Here is a 17,277-nt window from a genome sequence, read left to right as displayed (position 1 = left end):
TGAAAACTGCAATCTACTGATATTCTATAGAAAACGGCTAAAAGTGCTTATTGCATATGTGGTGTTGGTGTTTGTCCTATCAATGAAAGACAAACACCAGTTTTTTGTGATGCAGCTAATGCAAGTGCGAAAGCCGCTCTATCTCAGGTTGCCAAGAAATGTGCCAACAGAAGACCGAAGATCAGCGGCCTGATTGGACAAAATTTGTGCAGCATCCAAAACACCTGAAGCCGTTTTATCGGTTTCATCCGCCGCCCGCTGTACCTGACCGATGCTTTCAGAGACCTGACTGGTGCCCATGGCCGCATCCTGAATGTTCATCGCAATGGACTGTGTTGCGATGCCTTGCTCCTCCACCGCACTGGCAATGGCGTTGGCGCTGGAGCTCATTTCTTCAATGATCACCTTAATCTCAGAGATCGCCTCTTTCGATTCATTCGTACTTTCCTGAATCCCAGAGATCTGGTCGCTGATCTGTACGGTGGCGTTCGCTGTTTGCTGGGCGAGTGATTTCACCTCATGTGCGACAACGGCAAAGCCTTTACCCAACTCACCAGCACGTGCAGCTTCAATGGTTGCATTGAGGGCCAGCAAGTTAGTTTGCTCGGATATTTGGGTAATCAAATCAATGATATCACCAATCTCGACAGCCACTTGCGACAGATGGTTGACCTGCTGGAATGCTTTGGTCGTAGCATCCGTCGCGTTGGAGGCCGTGATTGTGGTTTTGTGAACCTGCTCAGCAATCTCAGAAATAGCAGTCCCCAGCTCCTCCGTCGCACTGCGCACCGCCTCCACATTCTGGGAAGCATCTAAAGAAGCAGCTGCCACGCTGGAGCTGATCTGGTTGGTGTGCTCAGAGTTGCCGGAAAGCGAAACCGCAGATCCATGCAGCTGATCCGCTGCACTGGCAATGGAGGAGGTGACCTGCCCAACAGAACCTTCAAAGTGCTCTGCCAGATCAGTCAGGAACTCACGACGCTCATCCGCGCCTGTCTGCTCATAAACCGCCAGTGCCAGATCCATATCCAGCATGATCACCTTGTTCAGAATGCCCGGCAGGTTCCGGCTGGCCTTGCTGGACCGCGAAAACAACCGGCCACCCAAGTATTCCAGCAGCGCACTGTTGAGCAGATTTCCCAATCGGCTGTAAGCGCCGATGTACCATTGCGGCGTTAATCCTAGCTTCTGATGCGCTCTGCCAATCCGCTGCACGGACTGAGCATAGTCTTCATCCAGCTTGCCACTGCTGATTAGTCGCCAGTGCTCAAACTGCTTCTCCCGCGCATGCTGCATATGCGCTTCATTTTTGAAAAACTTCAGAGTTTCCGGGAAGTTTCGTATATGCCTGTAAAACTCATCCAAGACCTCTGGCATGATCGCCATAATGATGTTTTGAGAGTTTCCAAGTTCTTCCAATTCCGTCGAAGATATACTGTGATATCTCAACCGATCATCGATAGTTTCGCTCATTAAAAGTCCGTATTTATCAAATCATAGTTTTCGTTTCTTTCAGTTATTACGTAAGGAAATACTGGGGTCACGAAAGAAAAAAACGCGAAAAAAGTTATTTACGCTAAGTATAGAAGCAAAATTCTAATTACCTTGGCGTAATGGTTCGAATGTGCGTAGTTGGTAATTGTATTTATATTTTGATAACTTTTGATGGAGATCAATGTTCCCATGCGAGTACTGCTCTTTTGTAGTATATGACCGGTGTCCATCAATAAAAATAATACCCCAAATGTTTTTATTAACTGTAATTCGATGAAGCAATTTCAGCTTTAGAGTAAGGTCGAGGTACCTATGAAATTAACTGGGATGACAGATGTAGCAGTACGCATACTGATGCTCATGGCTGTCAACCGGAACGACAAGTGGACGATTGACCGCTTGTCTGAGGCAACCAACAGTGGGCGTCCGCAGGTCGCCAAGGTCGTGCAGATTTTAAACCGAAAAGGCTACATCAAATCCAGGCGAGGGCGGTTGGGAGGCCTCATGCTCGCTCACGCACCCGCTTCCATCAACATCGGCAAACTCATTCGGAATGTTGAAGATAATTTTGCTCTCGTAGAGTGCTTTGCCTGCAGTCCATCCAAACCATGCCCGCTTGAAGGCGTCTGCCGTTTCAGAGGTAAACTCAAGCATGCGCTGGATTCCTTCATGGAAGAACTGGATGCTATTAACCTGACGCAGATTATTGAAAACGCAGACGAAATCAGAACGAGTGTGGAGTCAAATATCGAACGTAAGGTCGAGCTTTCCGCCTAGCCTAATGTATTTTAAGTGCATTTAACCAACCTGCTTTCGTGAGCATTAACCGACAAAACTCATAGTTTCGTAGTGCTCACGCCTGCTTAAGACAGTTCCGCGACAATCAAACCTTGTTCATGTGACCTCTGTGCCCGCACGCACGGGGTTTTTGTGCATTTGGCGAATAGCGAACTGTTCGGCGCAGGCAATTTCTATGAGACGAGTCCGGCACTCAATTTCTCTGAAACTCGCAATCATCTCTGTTGTCGCGATAGCTTTATCCTATTTCGCACTGACGTTTCTCGTTGTAATTCAATGGGAAAGAACCCTCCAGCTGCAAAGCGAGCAACTCTCCCAGATCGCCGTCAATCAGTTCTCGACCACGCTGGAGCGTGACGTGGCGCTGGTCAGACACCGTATTCAGTCTCAGCTATCCGAAACCGCAGCCAGCCTTTCCGCCATCGGCGAGCGCGGTGACATCGTGAAAGCCGCAGAAACCCGGGTCTGGGCAGGTGACGTCAACATCCTCTCGCTGGTGCAGGAGGGCACCCCGCTCGATGCTATTATCCTGCTGAACTATCGCGGCCAGATTGTCGGCGCCTCCAAGCGCGCTGATCCAGGTTTGATCCAGAAGCAGTTGCTCAAAGTCCATCTAAAACAATCGCTTAGCACCGTATGGACCCCGTCCACTGGCACTGGCCCCGCTGTACGATACACGCTGCTACCTGCCACCCAGTTCGGCCCGCTGCTCCCCGGAGAACCGGATGCTGGTGTCTCTCAGGTGCTCTATTCTTCGCTCATCGATCCCGGCACACAGTGGCGTGGGGCGCTTGTCGCTCAGAGATGGTTCCCCTTCAACTCCGGCGTGATCGATGAGTACAGTAAGATCTCCGGTGCTGAGATCGCCATCTTCTACAACAACAAACTCGTCGGCGCCTCTCCCAATGCCCCGGTCGAAGCTCTGCAAATGCCGGAAAATCTTCGTAAACTCAAGATCTTAAACACCGCCTTCGAGTATTGCGACAACGGCCCGTCTCCCCTTGTCATCTGCGCATTCAAGCCTTTGGAAGTTCTCCTCGATGCACAAGAACGCCTACGCAATGTCGGGGAAGAAACCAGCTCGCAAACCTTTGAAAGACTTATCGTTCTTGGCTTCACAGCCTGTCTCATCATCTTCATTGTGGCCCTATTTGTCTCCCGCAAGATGTCCCAGCCACTGCAACGTATCGCTGATGCTCTGTCTGACGTCGCAGGCGGCAACTTTGATGTGCGGGTGGAAGGCACGCGAAGAATGGACGAGGTGGGTGAGATCGCCAGAGCCGTAAAAGTGCTTCAGGCCTCCGCTCGCGAGCGTGATAGTTTGCGCCTCAATATCCAGCGAAAGAACAAGGAACTGCGCAAGCAAGAGCAGGAATTGGTGAAGCAAAATACGTTATTCGACGCTGCATTGAACAACATGTCCCATGGATTGTGTATGTTCGATACACAGAAAAGATTGATCGTGTTCAATCAGCGCTTTGACGATATCTTCGCTTGTGAGCAGGGTGAGGGCAAAATCGGCATGACATGGGACGAAATGGTCCAATGCATGCCATTGGCGCAGGAGTTTTTGGAGGCCGAAGGCGAAAACTCAGTCGCACAACAGCACTGGCCCAGCACCGTTCGAAGCACATTCACCCTGACTTTGCAAAGCGAGCAGGTCATTCTGATGACGCTTGAACCTCAGGATGGCGGCGGTTGGGTGGCGATTTTCGAAGATATCACCGACCGACAACGCATCAGCGACCATCTGAGCTACCTCGCAACCCACGATGCCCTTACAAAACTGCCCAATCGCCTGCTGATGAACGAGCGCCTACAGGAAATGAAGCAGGCTGCACTGGAGCAGGACGAACACTTCGGCATTCTCTGGATGGACCTTGATGAGTTCAAGACCATCAATGACTCTCTGGGCCACGCTGTTGGCGATAAGCTCTTGGTCCACGTAGCTAAAATCCTGCGAGAAAAAGTGACTAACAAAGAAATGGTCGCCCGTCTTGGCGGGGATGAGTTCGCCATCCTCTCCAAGCTGCCTGCCTCCCGAGAGCAACTGGAACAGCTCGCCAAAGAAGTGCTGAAAGTCGTGGCTTCTCCGTGCTTCCTGGAAGGGCACGAGATCGTTGTCGCCGCAAGTGTTGGTATCGCCATGTTCAGCCGAGAGCATCAGAATGTTGACGAGCTGATCCGCTTCGCTGACCTCGCGCTGTATCAGGCGAAAAATGATGGCCGCAACACCTTCCGCTTCTTTGAAGATGATATGGCAGCCAAAATCAAACAGCGCCAGACCCTCATCACCGACCTTTACAAAGCCACTGCAAACCGTGAGCTGGAGGTCTACTTCCAGCCGCAAGTCAATCTGGCAACAGGTGAAATCTCCGGCTTTGAGGCACTCCTGCGCTGGAACCATCCACGCTACGGCTTCATTTCGCCGTTTGAGTTTATTCCGCTGGCAGAAGAAACCGGCCTGATCCTCGAAATCGGCGCATGGGTGCTGGATGAGGCGTGCTCTTTGGCCGCTGGCTGGCCAAAGCGGGTGAACCTAGCCGTAAATCTCTCCCCACGTCAGATCTATTGCGAGCAGTTGCTGCCTGTTGTCGATGACGTGTTGGCACGCACCGGCTTGGACCCAGGGCGTCTGGAGCTGGAAGTAACAGAAACTGTGCTTTTGGCTGACCATTTGCGCGTACGCCAAACCCTTGCCAAACTGCAGAAAAGCGGCGTGAAGATCTCCATGGATGACTTCGGCACAGGCTACTCATCCCTGAGCACGCTACGCCGGTTCCCGTTTGATCGCATCAAGGTTGACCGTTCCTTCGTGATGAGCATGAGCAAGGATGAAGACGCCTACTTCATCGTGAACTCAGTCATCGATCTGGCAAACAGCCTCGGCATCGCCACAACGGCAGAAGGTGTTGAAAGTAAAGAGATTGCGGAGCAATTGAAACGGGAAGGCTGCACCGAAGCCCAAGGCTACTACTTCGGCAAACCAGCACCACCAAATCAGGCCTTGTTCTGGCTGTTGGAAGAAGCACGCGGCATCCCACTCGAAGAGCAGGTGAACAGCTCCAAGCTAACGAAAAAGGCTGCTGGCTAAAGCGCTATTAAGCTGGTTCCAAGGCAGAAGCGTCGTCTGACTGTGCTTCAAGCTCATGCCACGGCTGGAAGTTTGGAATACGGGCGTAAGTCGCCTGTGCTTCGATGAAGATGCTTTCGAGACCTGCAATAAACCCATGAGATCCAGCGGTGTACACCATGTCGAACTCAGTCAGATCTGGTAGCAGCGCTTTCAGCTCTGCCTCGGCATTGTCACTCTGCAGATCAACAAAGGTTGGCTGCAAGCCGCGGCGGTTCAGCCAGTTAAACACCTGCTGAAATTGATCCTGCTTCAGAGATTTGTCGAGAATGAGTACCTTCTCACGGCGCGGCTGACCCATAACGGAGCTGAGAGCCATCGCCCAGATCGGCGCCAGACTGTTCGGCCCGGCAATCATTATCAGTCGCTCATCATCATGCCCAAGGAAAGATGAACCATAAGGGCCGGTAATGCCAATACGGCCTTTCACGTCCCCTTTCTTCACGATCATCGCGAAGAGATCTGGCGTGTTCGCCCGCTCAATCAGGAAAATCAACGTGTTGAACTCAGTGCCCGCATCCAGCGCAAAGCTGGCGAACATGTTCACCCGTTCCTGACCTCGAAACTCAACGTGATAATACTGGCCTGGACGCCAGGAAATCGGCTTGGTGAAGCTCAGGCGCAACTCAATAAGGTCATCAGAGACCTGACGAATTGCAGAAACATGCCCCTTGAGTGATTGCAGCTCAGAAGACGGTGGCAGCTTGATCTCTGCATCCCCCGCAACCGTCGCCTTGCAGGCAAGCACTGTGCTTTTCAGCCGAGTGCCATTCGCCTCAACCTCGCCGGATACCACCGTCACGCGTGTGCTTTCGCAGGTGATGTTCCCGCAGTCACATTGTAAAGCTAGTCCACCACGCTCGGCGACGTCCAAAAGAGTTTCACCAAGCTTGGCATCAATTGATTTGCCATTGATATTGAGACTGGTCATGGGCACCCATGTTGCTCCACAAATGTGGCCTACGTATCTAAGGTTGTGCAGGTTATCTAACTACACGCTTATTTCCTAGTGGGAAATCTAAGTCATTCGCGACATTAATACAATTTTAACAATTAATAGTCACGCGCCTTTGTGAAGTTATTTTATCTCCGCTCAGCCCTTATCATATTTCGCCATCACCAGATGGCCCGGCACAGGCTCACCTTGCTCGTAGCGCACGATGATTGGTGACAGATCAAGAACAGAAAAGCCGTTTTTATCCAGCAGGTTCCGCACATAGCTCTCTGCATGGGCAAACCGATGGTACTTGCCAACCATGAAGTTTTGCTCGCCCAGAACCTCAGCTGGCAATGTTTCTGACGAAAATGCAAAAACGCCTTTGTCTTCAATGTTCTCAGCAACTCCGGCAAAGAACTCTTCCAGCTCACCCATGTAAGGCAGCACATCGGTTGCGACGATGAGATCCCAGCGTTCTTCTTCATCAACCTTAAGGAACTCAACCACTTCGCCCACGTAAAGGTCGTCGTAGATTTCCTTTTCGTCCGCAACCTCAACCATGCCTTCAGCAATATCTACGCCGGTTTTATGGGGCACCAGATCATGTAGGGCTTCACCTGAAAGGCCAGTACCGCAACCAAGATCGAGCAAGCGCTTGAACGGCCCAAGCTCCAGCTTCTCAACTTTGTCACGGACCATCAGCGGCACGGAGTACCCAAGCTGATCCACCAGAACCATGTCGAACACTTCTGCATGCTGATCAAACAGCGTGCTGACATAAGCATCCGGTGCCTTGGTTGGGGAAGCACCTTTGCCCATGCTTGCCAGACGAACCGCAACGCCACCATGATCTTCAGGATCTAACTCCAGAACATGCTTGTAGGCCTCAGCGGCCTCGTCAAACTTGCCTGCTTTTTCCAAGTCCAAAGCCCGGTTATATGCTTCGGCAAGTGCTTCGTTGTCTAGTTGTGTCATGGTGACAGTTGAGCCGCTGTAATATTGAAATTGACGCTCTTCCTTACACAAGAACTTCTCGAAAATCTACGCAGCACAAAAGGTTTTGTTGCCGCATCAGAGTAAATAAAACGGATCACCCCGATTAAAATACGCAGTTCACTTTTAAACGGGAAGTGAGGCTGAACTGATAGAACCAAGGCTGGAGAACAGTTGAGGCCCGCATGGAAGCTGCGCAACCCGAGCTTATTGAGATTGATCCATTCACGACAATCACGATCGCAATCCTTGTTTTGTTTGTCGGGCGAGAGCTTGTTCGAAAAAACGTAGCCCTGCGAAAGCTGACAATCCCTGACCCGCTGGCTGGCGGTTTGCTCTGTGCAATCCTCGTCACCGTGCTGACGGTGTGGTGGGGCGTCAAATTCAAGTTTTCGACTGAACCGATTGATTTCTTCCTGATCTACTTCTTTGCCGCCATTGGCCTACGCGCAAAAGTCAGCGATCTCCTAACGGGCGGCAAACCCCTTGTGATCCTGATAATCATCTCCTCAGTCTTCCTCGGCATTCAAAACTTCGTCGGCATGGGGGCTGCCAGCTTCTACGGCTACCCAGTCCACACCGGCATCATCGCCGGGTCGGTTTCTCTTTCTGGCGGTGTAGGCACCACTCTGGCATGGGCGCCTATATTTGCTACTGAACTCGGCGTTGAAAACGCACAGGAAATCGGTATTGCCTGCAACACCGTCGGCATTGTCTCTGCCTGTATCATCGGTGGTCCCATCGCCCAGTTCCTTATGAGCCGACACAAACTCGCCGGTTCCCTCAGCACTGATGAGGCTGTCGGCCAGAACTTCAAGGACGACGGCAAGCTAAACCTACATTATTACGACGTTCTCGGCGCCGTGTTCTTCATCAACATGGCCATCTTCATCGGCTACATGATCTACCTCGGCCTGCAGGAAGCAGGCGTCGTTATTCCGGTATTCGTACCAATCCTCGTTGCTGGCATTATTATCAACAACACTGGCCGCCTGCTGTTCCGCAACTACGACAACGTTGGCCGCGAAAAAGGCATGGCGATGATCTCCGACATTAGCCTCGGTATTTTCCTCAGCATCGCACTGATGACCATGGACCTTCTGGTCGTCTGGCAATTCATGGGCTTCGTCGCACTGGTGATGACCCTGCAAATTGCTTTGGCAGTCGGCTATGCCATCTTCATCGTCTTCACCTCCATGGGTAAAGATTATGACGCCGCTGTCATCTCCGCCGGCTTCGGCGGTATCGCCCTCGGGTCAACAGCAACCGCCGTGTTGAATATGACCTCCGTCACTCGCCAGTTCGGCGCATCGCCCAAGGCATTCCTCATCGTTCCGCTAACCTGCGGTTTCTTCATCGACCTGATGAACACCTGGGTGATCTCAAACCTGATCGCCCTTTGAGGATTCCCTTGCCAGGTCAATGTAAGATCGCAGTGATCCAGATGTTAGCTAAGGCCGAACGAGCAGATAACGCGAGATGGTTGCGTAAGGCCCAGCCTCATAGTGCACCAGCTCCATGGTGTCCGAGTTGATCATGCGCCCCTGCATCGTACCCGTATCCGGATGCTCCACCAGCGTGATTGAAGCTCCGTCCCAGCCGATCATCCCGATCACGGGCTCTTTGGACTTAGACACCTCACTTCGCCCATCATGATCGCGACCTGAGCCGGGGCTAACTTGCCAGAAAAACACTCCTTCCAACACAGGCCCAGTCTGCTCGTCGATCCGCAGATGCGATGGTCCGTTTTCCTGGGTTTGAATGTCGCGATGCCAATATACGGCATCCTTTTTGATCACCACCCATTGCCCAACCAGCTCCGGATAATGCTGTGGTGGTTTTCCATCAACTGCAAAGGCAACAATCGTGGCACATCCCATCATCAGCGCCGCGATTGCAGCCTGAACAGGAAGTTTCCATTGCCTCATTTAGGCCTCCCCAACCAGACGGTGACCACTAACGCAGCACATCTCGAGGCATTCCAAAATCCCAAAGAAAGGGCGTGATAGTTTAGATCAAAGGAATTTGCGTAAAGGGATGAGGTGGCATCGGTTTAGCTGTCCTGAGAAGAAAAGGGTAGTCAGGACAAGAATTGGAACATATAATGAACAAAATGATTTGGATCAAGACATTCCATTGGACGGATTACACATAAGGCTATTGGAAATGACGAAGATTGCAGTGATCCTCACACAGGGCTTTGCGGATTGGGAGTATGCGCTGATTGCAGGAACAGGCGGTCCTTATTTCGGTATGCAGGTTGAGTTCTTCACGCCGCAGGCTGGGACTGTGAGGTCCATGGGCGGCCTCCCTGCCGTTGTTTCGCGCAAGCTGGATGAGATCAGAGCGTTTGGGCCATCCGTCATCGTTGTTGTTGGCGGCACCATTTGGGAAACTGACCAAGTGCCGGATGTTGCTGATCTGCTGCGAGCCAATCATCAGCGCGGTGTTGCGGTTGCAGGCATCTGCGGTGGCACACTGGCACTAGCCAGAGCGGGCCTGCTCAATGAGGTGGCACACACGTCAAACAACGCCGAGTTTTTGCAGCATAATGTGAAGAGCTATGCTGGTGCAGAGCACTTTCAACAAACACCGGCTGCCGTCGTAGATCAAAACATCATCACCGCTCCGGGCACGGCGCCTGTATCCTTCACCGCAGCTGTATTCCGGGCCGCTGGGCTGAATGACGAAGCCATCGCACAGTTCAACGGTATGCTGTCGGCAGAGTATAGAGAGCCCGCTGTTGCCTAAGTTATCTCAAAAGCTGAGCCAGTGCCCTGGGTTGGAGGGGCACTGACCAGATTTGGCTGTTTACACGAAAGCAAAGTCACTTTCGCTCAGCAGCGCAGCATCCACGTTCACCAGAGAAATGGAGTTGGTGCCAAAGGTGATCACGGTGTCCCCGCCATCATCAAAGATGGTCAGGTTCGCAAACTCCGCCATGTGGCTCTTGATGGAGATAAGATCATTGCCAAGTTCAAAGTCGTTGATGGTGTCATCACCACCCACGTTGAAGAAACAGAAGTTGTCAGAGCCAGAACCGCCGGTGAGCGTATCATCACCAGCTCCGGCGATCAGCTTATCTGCCCCGGAACCGCCATCCAGTGTATCGTCTCCGGCACCACCTTTCAGCACGTCGCTACCAGAACCGCCGCGCAGGGTGTCATGGCCATTTCCGCCAATCAGCTTGTCTTTGCCGCCATTGCCGATCAGCGTGTCATTGCCAGCTTTACCTGTCAGCGTATTGCCAGCCGCGTTGCCGATGATGGTGTCATTCCCACCGCTGCCAATGGCATTCTCGATCACGGCATTGTAAGCGATCGCCAGATTGCTCAGGCCGCCGCCCACGTTGGAGAATGAACCGTCGATTAGGCTGATCGTCTGGTTCACCTTACCAGCGCCAGACATATCGATGGTGTCATTGCCGCCAGCATCCCAGATGGTCAGAGCGCTCGGCATACCCTCGGAGAAGTCATAGACGCCGCCGGCGTTGGAGTTGTAGCCATACACCGTATCATCCGCACGGGTGGTGGTGTTCACACCGTAAAGCTGCTGCAGTGCCAGAATGTCCAGCGGCATCAGAGTATCCGGAAAACCGCCGTAACCAAGGTTGGAGTCCGCATTGCTCTCATCAAAGTAGCTCATCACGGAATACTGCTGCGTATCCTGCCGGAACTGCGCATGATCATCATAGGTGATGCGAACACCCGGTCCGGCGTTGTAATCCCCCGGATGCGCCAGCCCAACCGCATGGCCAACCTCATGCATCACTGCAAAGTGGCTGTAAGAGCCAGTCGGCAGCTCGTCGGTGGAGACACTGTTTGTGTTCAGCCACACATCTCCTTCATAGGCATCAGCCTCCGCTGAACCCGGATAGTAGGCATAGGCACCAGCCCCATCCGTGGTGGAGTGGTAGTTGGAAAACAGAATGGTCGCATCATCGGTGAAACCCTCTGGGTTCACCCGCTCAAACGAGATGTTGGCCACCTCAGAGTAGGATGCCAGCACACCCTCAATGGCGGCAATCTGCGCATCTGTCACGTGGGCAAACGTGTCCTCAACCCCGTTGTTGTTCTCACGGAACCCATAGGTCACGGTCGCAGGCGTGCCCGGTCCACTCCAGGAAAGCCCCGGACGAAGCAAGGCACCGGCACCCATGTTGCCATCATAGTACGCTTTGTCGCCCTCCACGACAGAAAGGCCATACTGTCCGGTTCCCTGTTCCCCATAGCTTGCCACATCAAGGTAGTAGGTACCGTTGGTGGTTGCGGTAAAGGTGATGCTGGAATGGGCTCCCGGCCCGCCATCATCGTCTTCCACCAACAGGTTGCCCTCTGCATCGCGCAGGCGCAGATATGGGTCTACCAATCGGCTCTCGCCATCAAAAGTTCCAATGACAGCAAAGGTGTAGGTCTGCCCGGCGACCAGCTCAACCTTGTACCAGTCGTGGTCGCCATCGTTGGAAATGGTGCCTTGAACCGTCTCGAATATATTGTCTTGAGTGCCCTGCGCATCCTGCCCCGTGTCCCTCAAACGGTAGGATGTTGACGCGTCGTCTGCGGCATCTCTGGTCTCGTAGAGATTTGTCATTCTGTTCTCCAGCTTAAAATGGACATTCAGATGAATGAGTTCATTTCCGCTGGGGCTTCGGTGGTTTGTCCGTCCGCCCAGCATCTTCCAGGCACGCACGCTCCACTTGCTCAGTGGCGTATTGAACAGTCCGCTGTTGCTCTTTGCGACTTTGCAAAGGGCTGCCAGCCACAGCCTCCTTCAATCGTTCAATGGCATAGGAACAGGTGGTTTCTGAGTAGGGCCGGTCAGGATTGACCGGCATGGAGGCTTTCGCACCAAAAACGGAAAAACAGAAAACAACAATCGCAAAAAACAATCTGGTGGTCTTCATGTGTCACAGCATCCAGGTCAAAAGCTCACAGATCGTCAGAGAAGAACAAAACACTGGTCAGGCAACAAGCAACAATGATCCATGACCGGCAGAAATGGCTCCTACCGATGACCTCCCACAATTTATGTAATGATCATGCGTACGCAGTTTTTCTATCAACTGACGTAGCGTCAGAAAAACGAATTATCTTTAAGGGAATAAATGCAAAAGGCATTATTCATCAGTCTTCTGACGCGATCGATAGATTAGGCAGATTTATCGTGCATTATTTTATAACAAAACATGCGTCGTGCAGATAATATTGTTTCGCGGAAAGTATGCCGGCTTAGTTTTCTTCATTAGAAAAAGCTGGAAAGCAGGAGGCTGGGCAAGCGGATCAACTCGCCCAGCAACTCATGCAGACTATTAGGAGCCGTCATCCTTCAAACCAAACTTCTCGCTGAAGATATCAATCACTTGCTTACATTCAGCACCGACTTTGTCTTGCTTTTCACTCAGGCACGTCAGAATGCGGCCTCCGCCTACCTCTGTCTCTGAGCATTGTGCCTCAATGTCGGGTGCGCAGATTGCAAGAGCCTCATTGGCATTGGCAAACAGGAAGTCCATTGCATCAGCAAGATCATCAATAGCATGAGAGCATTTGGCGCTCAGCTTGTCTTCATAGGCGTACATGCAGGCGAAGATGCGTCCTTCACCGGGTGTTACCTCGCTGCAATGAGCTTTGATCTCCGGCTCACAGGCCTGAAACACTCCTCTGGCCGCATCCTGTGAGGATGCATTGAAGCTGGTGGCGGCAAACATCAGGCCAACGCCGAGCAAAGCAGTGCCAACTGATTTCATCATATCAGATCTCCAAAACAGTAAAATCAAGGATTAACAACCACATAGACGGTCACACCGTCTTGCACGACAGGCCGGTAATAAACGCCGCCGCAATTGTAATAGGAGTTGTAAGGCGTGCAGCCCGAGATAGACTGGCGGTAATTGGTGCGTCTGGAGGTTCTGCGTGAAGTCCGGCGAGCGACGCGTCGGGACTGATTGATTTGCGGGTTCTGTGCGTTGGCTTTGCCAATGCCAAAGAAGAGAGAGACGCCCGTTGGAACCTCCGCAAAGTCGAGTTGACTGGTATAGCCGAGTGAACCGGCAATAACTGCTGCTGCGAGTAACTTCAGTCGCATGTTTGTTTCCCTTTATTGATGCGGTCATCGGCACCAGACCAGGCACATCAACAGCTGCACTGGTTTTGTCGCCAATCGCGTCAGCCAATGGCTTTCGCGCCTGCGCAGATGCTTGGGCACAAATCTTAGGGTTCTCTTGCGGCACGCAATCGCGTTTTAGCCATCTGGGGTCTGAAAGTGGTGGGGGAGGCCTCGCTTCAAGTCAGCCTCAAGGCTTCATGGGGCAAACACTTCAAGTTTGCCCAAAGCTTGAGGCATCTCTTTCAAACCGTTTTCACTCAAACAAGGGAATCTGAACTCAAATGGCTCGAAGCAAAGCATAATGCCGCAAAATTTTGAGCAGTAACCGCCTTTGACCTGGAGTTGCTATATGTCTGACGTAGACGAACAAACAATCTCTCCAGAGGTTGATGTATGGGTTGAAGAAGTCCTAAGCGCTTGTAATCTCAAATGGGATGGACCCAAAACAAACTTCGACCGCCCCAAGAAAGAAAACCTGCGCATTGATGGCAAAACGCCAGTTGCAGAGCATGTTGATTATCTCCGAAAAACACTGAATGCCACCTACGCCAGACGATCTGAGATCGAGGGCAAGGCCAAGCTCGACCGCGATCTGGCACAGCAGCTGCGATATTTCGATCAGGCCTACGTTGCCGTAGACAGTAACATCGATAAGGCCCAGGCCGGTGCGGGCAGGGGCGGTGCAAGTGATGCACTCAAAGATGCGGTGGACCAGCTGGAGTTCATGAGGGACGCACTGGAAGCGGCTTATTACTCCTCAGCAAAAGATCCGGAAGAGGCATTTGCAGAGCTACGCGCCAAGATTGATGAAGCAAAAGCCGAGCTGGAAGAGCTGGGCAAGGAAAAAGATAAGATCCAGGACGACAACGCGCGCGAAGAGTTTCAGGATATCTTTGAGGAAGCCAAGGCAGGCCTTGATCAGACCCTAAAGACACTGGAAGCGGACAAGTTCCTTGAAGCAGAAGAGGAACTGGAAGAAGCCAAAACCGTGATGCTGGATCTGCAGCCTGGCAACAGCGAGGAAATTGCGAAGCGCAAGAAGCAGTATCAGGCCGCAGTTGAAGATGCGCGCAAAGAAATCAAGAAGCTTTCTGGCAAACTTGCGACACTGGCCGATCCGCAGAAAAAGCTGGACTTTGACAAGCACAAAGCAGCTGCAAACAAAATCATGACCAAAGTCGACGCAGCTCTCAAGAACGGCAAGGTTAAATCTGTTCGTTCTGACATTCCAAAGCTGAAGGCTGAAGTTGAAAAGATGAAAGCCTGCTTCAAAGAAGAGCCAAAGCCCAAAGCTCCGCCAAAAGGCAAAGCTGGCAAGAAGTAGCTTGCAGCAGTCCAGCGACGCGTTTGGGAGAGCCGGGCTTGGCTCTCCATCACGAATGACTTCAAAATCAAAGAATGAGTACCCTATGAAACTCACCAGCAAAGCGCTTGGCCTTTGTGCCGCACTCCTGTTCAGTGGTTCCGCACTGGCGGCAAGTTCAGATCAGAAAACCATCATCAATCCGGACACCCTGTCAGATTCAAGCAGCTCTGGTTACTCGCAGATTGTTGTCGTCGCACCAGACACCCGCATGGTCTATGTGGCCGGGCAGGTTGGCATTGATAAAGATGGGTCCAACACTTTTGAAGATCAGGTCGATCGCACTTTTGAGAATGTAATCAAGGCGCTGGAAGCCGCTGGCAGCAGTGTTGAAGACACTGTGAAGATCACGGTGCTGGTCAAAGGCATCAATCAGGACAGGCTGGACTACGTGAACAAAAAACGCCGTGAAATCTTCGGCGCCAGTCCACCGGCAAGTACACTTATTCCAGTCCCGGCACTGGCGACTGAAATCATCGAGTTTGAAATCGACGCAGTTGCTGTCGTGCCGGATAAGTCCTCCGGCGACTAATAAGCCTCTCTGCGAAACTTCTGCCGGTACTGTGCCGGGGAAACGCCCACCTGTGAGAGGAAGGCCCGGCGAAATGCATTCTCGTCGGAATACCCCAGCACCTCTGCGATTTTCGCGATGGCAGTGTTCGTATACTCCAGCTGAGACTTGGCGCGTTCGCATCGAATGTTCAGGATGAACTGTTGTGGCGACAACGAAAGCTTGCGCTGGAAGTGGCGCAACAGACTGCGGGTGCTCATGCCGAGAAAAGCCGCCAGATCCTGCACTTTGATGGGGTGGGAGGACAGGTTGTTCTGCACCCACTGATCCGCCCGCTCAATCGTCTCATCCCGCGTCTTCTGATGCCATGGGATCATGAAGGGCTGCTGAGAGCCGCGGTTCTCCTCCAGCACCATAAACCGCGCGCACAACCGGGAAAGGGCAGGGCCATTCAGCCGCTTGATTAGGTAGAGCGCAAGGTCCAGTGCCGATGTCCCCGCCGCGCTGGTAATCACATTACCCGCATCAATCAGGATCTCATCACCATCCAACTCAACATCGTGATAGGCGGATGAAAACTCCTTCTGCTTCCACCAGGTCGTTGTCGCCTTCTTGCCATCCAGCAACCCAGCCTCCGCCAGCAAAAACGTGCCTGTGCAACTCGCCGCAACAATTGCACCGTCCTGAGACAGGCGCTGAAGCGTCTCCGCAACGCCCTGAAACCAGCTGGTGTTGAGCGTGCATTGCGGAGCTGTCGCGGTGCCGATGCCCGGCAGAAAAACAACATCCGGTGCGGTGATGTCTTCAAGTGAACCGTCTGGTGTTACCAGAATGCCGTTGGAAGATCGCACTGGCTGGCCGTCCAACGAGTAAGTCTTCACCTCAAACGGCGCGCCCTCATCACCGCGCACCCTGGCGATCTCGTTGGCGGTCTCAAACATATCCGCTGACCCAAAGGCCGCGAGCCCCAGAAAGTTCTCCAGCAGCAATATGGCAATGGTGGAAGGCATGCTTAGGTCTCACTTGGCGGATTATGTATGGTTTATGTCTAGTCAGACTATATCAGCTTTCACGTCAAAAACTAGGATCAGGAGATACCGACGAGTTTTAAGAGCGGCAGGTCAGGATGGAACTTCACTTTCTTCGCAACGCAACCCTCATCATCCAGCATGAACAGCACCGGATTCTGGTGGACCCCATGCTGGGCAAAGTAGGCTCGCTTCCCAGCTACAGCTTCATTCGTCACAAAAGCCGCCGGAACCCTATGGTCCCGCTGCCTGATGTTGCGCAAGACCATCTGCAAGGCATCACCGCTGCCTTAGTCACTCACTGCCAGTTGGGGCACTCCGATCATCTGGATGGCGCCGCCAAGAAATTCCTGCTGTCTCAGAAAATCCCAGTCTTCTGCCGTCTGGATGATGAAACTTTCATCGGTAAGAAAGGCATTCCAACAGTTCCGCTCAAAGATGAGCACCGCCAGCCGTTTTTCGACGGCCACATCACGCCAATCCCAACGATCCATGGCTACGGATGGATTGCAAGGTTCATGGGGCCGGGTGTCGGCTACTTTCTGGAACTCCCGGGCGCCCCCACCCTCTATATCTCCGGTGACACCATCCTCACCAAAGACGTCCGCCATTGCCTCAAAACGCTGAGACCGGACATCGCCGTCGTCGCAGCAGGCAACGCCAGTCTGGACATCGGCAAGGACATCCTCATGTCACTGGATGAGATCATGGAGTTCATCAGGATCGCCCCCGGAAAGGTGATCGCCAACCACCTAGAAGCCATCAACCACTGCCCGGTCACCCGCCCCCAACTGCGAGAGCTAGCCCAAAAAGCAGGCCTGAGCGAGAAACTCCTGATCCCCGCCGACGGCGAAACCCTCAGCTTCAGCGCCGAACCCGCCTTTGCGCAGGCTATATAGACTGCCAGCACCAAACAAA

The 17,277-nt window shown here is 52.6% G+C and carries 16 protein-coding genes; 7 read left to right on the top strand and 9 right to left on the bottom strand.

The features are described from left to right. Positions 1 to 138: 138 nt before the first annotated feature. Complete coding sequence (locus tag AC3CB2_RS08575) at positions 139 to 1,473, bottom strand: methyl-accepting chemotaxis protein (protein WP_352932967.1); 1,335 nt, start codon at positions 1,471 to 1,473, stop codon at positions 139 to 141. A gap of 333 nt (positions 1,474 to 1,806) precedes the next feature. Here AC3CB2_RS08575 and AC3CB2_RS08570 point away from each other — a divergent pair, with 333 nt between their 5' ends. Further along, positions 1,807 to 2,271 carry an RrF2 family transcriptional regulator gene (locus AC3CB2_RS08570; protein ID WP_208608943.1) on the top strand — a complete coding sequence of 155 codons (465 nt, stop codon included), beginning with the start codon at positions 1,807 to 1,809 and terminating at the stop codon, positions 2,269 to 2,271. 196 nt (positions 2,272 to 2,467) lie between these two features. Continuing rightward, the gene (locus tag AC3CB2_RS08565; RefSeq protein WP_008548206.1) at positions 2,468 to 5,386 is read left to right on the top strand and encodes a putative bifunctional diguanylate cyclase/phosphodiesterase; all 2,919 of its coding nucleotides are present in this window, start codon (positions 2,468 to 2,470) and stop codon (positions 5,384 to 5,386) included. A 7-nt stretch (positions 5,387 to 5,393) separates the two neighbouring features. Here the strand turns inward: AC3CB2_RS08565 and AC3CB2_RS08560 are convergent, their stop codons facing one another. Further along, a complete protein-coding gene (locus AC3CB2_RS08560; RefSeq protein ID WP_352932970.1) occupies positions 5,394 to 6,356 on the bottom strand; it encodes a 2Fe-2S iron-sulfur cluster-binding protein in 963 nt (320 codons plus the stop codon). 162 nt (positions 6,357 to 6,518) lie between these two features. Further along, positions 6,519 to 7,337: a class I SAM-dependent methyltransferase gene (locus tag AC3CB2_RS08555; protein WP_008548816.1), complete on the bottom strand. Its 819-nt coding sequence runs from the start codon at positions 7,335 to 7,337 to the stop codon at positions 6,519 to 6,521. Between the two features lie 203 nt (positions 7,338 to 7,540). Between AC3CB2_RS08555 and gltS the strand changes: the two genes are divergently transcribed. Beyond that, a complete protein-coding gene (gene gltS / locus AC3CB2_RS08550; protein ID WP_054783047.1) occupies positions 7,541 to 8,758 on the top strand; it encodes a sodium/glutamate symporter in 1,218 nt (405 codons plus the stop codon). Between the two features lie 48 nt (positions 8,759 to 8,806). On the opposite strand, the gene AC3CB2_RS08545 is transcribed toward gltS, so the two are convergent. Further along, positions 8,807 to 9,283: a hypothetical protein gene (locus AC3CB2_RS08545; protein WP_352932972.1), complete on the bottom strand. Its 477-nt coding sequence runs from the start codon at positions 9,281 to 9,283 to the stop codon at positions 8,807 to 8,809. A 238-nt stretch (positions 9,284 to 9,521) separates the two neighbouring features. On the opposite strand from AC3CB2_RS08545, the gene AC3CB2_RS08540 reads away from it, so the two are divergent. Continuing rightward, the gene (locus AC3CB2_RS08540; protein ID WP_352932974.1) at positions 9,522 to 10,106 is read left to right on the top strand and encodes a DJ-1/PfpI family protein; all 585 of its coding nucleotides are present in this window, start codon (positions 9,522 to 9,524) and stop codon (positions 10,104 to 10,106) included. Between the two features lie 60 nt (positions 10,107 to 10,166). On the opposite strand, the gene AC3CB2_RS08535 is transcribed toward AC3CB2_RS08540, so the two are convergent. From AC3CB2_RS08535 to AC3CB2_RS08520, 4 genes are all read right to left on the bottom strand, one after another. Further along, positions 10,167 to 11,945 (bottom strand): M10 family metallopeptidase C-terminal domain-containing protein, encoded by a 1,779-nt coding sequence (locus tag AC3CB2_RS08535; RefSeq protein WP_352932976.1) that lies wholly within the window; start codon positions 11,943 to 11,945, stop codon positions 10,167 to 10,169. 40 nt (positions 11,946 to 11,985) lie between these two features. After that, positions 11,986 to 12,258 carry a hypothetical protein gene (locus AC3CB2_RS08530; protein WP_352932979.1) on the bottom strand — a complete coding sequence of 91 codons (273 nt, stop codon included), beginning with the start codon at positions 12,256 to 12,258 and terminating at the stop codon, positions 11,986 to 11,988. Positions 12,259 to 12,663: 405 nt separating this feature from the next. Next, positions 12,664 to 13,101, bottom strand: coding sequence for a cysteine rich repeat-containing protein (locus AC3CB2_RS08525; protein ID WP_352932981.1), 438 nt, complete (start codon positions 13,099 to 13,101; stop codon positions 12,664 to 12,666). A 23-nt stretch (positions 13,102 to 13,124) separates the two neighbouring features. After that, on the bottom strand, positions 13,125 to 13,436 hold the full coding sequence (locus AC3CB2_RS08520; protein WP_008548361.1) for a hypothetical protein: 312 nt from the start codon (positions 13,434 to 13,436) through the stop codon (positions 13,125 to 13,127). 370 nt (positions 13,437 to 13,806) lie between these two features. On the opposite strand from AC3CB2_RS08520, the gene AC3CB2_RS08515 reads away from it, so the two are divergent. Beyond that, entirely contained in the window at positions 13,807 to 14,781 is a 975-nt protein-coding gene (locus AC3CB2_RS08515; RefSeq protein ID WP_008548279.1) for a hypothetical protein, read from the top strand. A gap of 85 nt (positions 14,782 to 14,866) precedes the next feature. Continuing rightward, positions 14,867 to 15,352: a RidA family protein gene (locus AC3CB2_RS08510; protein WP_054783052.1), complete on the top strand. Its 486-nt coding sequence runs from the start codon at positions 14,867 to 14,869 to the stop codon at positions 15,350 to 15,352. Here AC3CB2_RS08510 and AC3CB2_RS08505 read toward each other — a convergent pair. After that, positions 15,349 to 16,341, bottom strand: coding sequence for a GlxA family transcriptional regulator (locus tag AC3CB2_RS08505; protein WP_352932983.1), 993 nt, complete (start codon positions 16,339 to 16,341; stop codon positions 15,349 to 15,351). The genes AC3CB2_RS08510 and AC3CB2_RS08505 overlap by 4 nt on opposite strands. A 116-nt stretch (positions 16,342 to 16,457) precedes the next feature. Between AC3CB2_RS08505 and AC3CB2_RS08500 the strand changes: the two genes are divergently transcribed. Continuing rightward, positions 16,458 to 17,258: an MBL fold metallo-hydrolase gene (locus AC3CB2_RS08500; protein ID WP_352932985.1), complete on the top strand. Its 801-nt coding sequence runs from the start codon at positions 16,458 to 16,460 to the stop codon at positions 17,256 to 17,258. Positions 17,259 to 17,277: the final 19 nt, after the last annotated feature.

Source organism: Pseudovibrio sp. SCP20 (assembly GCF_057774105.1).
This window is presented reverse-complemented; position numbering and strand designations above follow the sequence as displayed.